At 43.1% G+C, this 775-nt stretch carries 2 rRNA genes; both read right to left on the bottom strand.

Going from position 1 to position 775, the window contains the following annotated elements:
• Positions 1–298 (bottom strand): 23S ribosomal RNA (locus C9J41_RS21650); the annotation flags it as partial.
• Positions 299–659: 361 nt separating this feature from the next.
• Positions 660–775: ribosomal RNA gene (locus C9J41_RS21645) — 16S ribosomal RNA — on the bottom strand; the annotation flags it as partial.

Raw genomic sequence — 775 nt, 5'->3', positions numbered from 1 at the left:
CAGAACTTTCACCTAACGCAAAACTAGCTTAAGGGCTAATCCGGTTTCGCTCGCCGCTACTACCGGAATCTCGGTTGATTTCTCTTCCTCGGGGTACTTAGATGTTTCAGTTCCCCCGGTTCGCCTCATAGTGCTATGTATTCACACTATGATACGTGCTTATGCACGTGGGTTTCCCCATTCGGAAATCCCAGAGTCACCGGTTTTTACTACCTTCTCTGGGCTTATCGCAAGTTAATACGTCCTTCATCGCCTCTGACTGCCAAGGCATCCACCGTGTACGCTTAGTCACTTAACCATACAACCCCAAGAGGTTTCGTATGTTCAAACAACCAAGGTTTGTGTTCAACACTTCGATCAAGAAAGTATTAAACGTTGGTTTTTCGCCGGACTCATTGTTTTGTTTTCACTTTTAAAAAGTGAAAGCAAACACAGACACTTGAATGTGTATGTTTTGAGAACTCGTTCTTCTTTCGAAGAACATTTTTAAAATCAATCTATTGATTGAATTTACTAGTCAGCTTTCCAGATTGTTAAAGAGCATAACGCAAAAAAGCGTTAATCAATGCGTGAGCATTCATTAGCACTTTCGTACTTTTCTTTTAACTATTTTACCAAGCAATCTGTGTGGACACTGCATTAAACAGTCAGTCTTTAGGTAAGGAGGTGATCCAGCCCCAGGTTCCCCTAGGGCTACCTTGTTACGACTTCACCCCAGTCATGAACCACACCGTGGTAAACGCCCTCCCGAAGGTTAAGCTATCTACTTCTGGTG

This window comes from Photobacterium sp. GB-50 (genome assembly GCF_003026755.1).
Lineage (GTDB): Bacteria > Pseudomonadota > Gammaproteobacteria > Enterobacterales > Vibrionaceae > Photobacterium.
The sequence above is the reverse complement of the archived record's forward strand: the minus strand, read 5'-3'. Positions and strand labels throughout refer to the sequence as shown.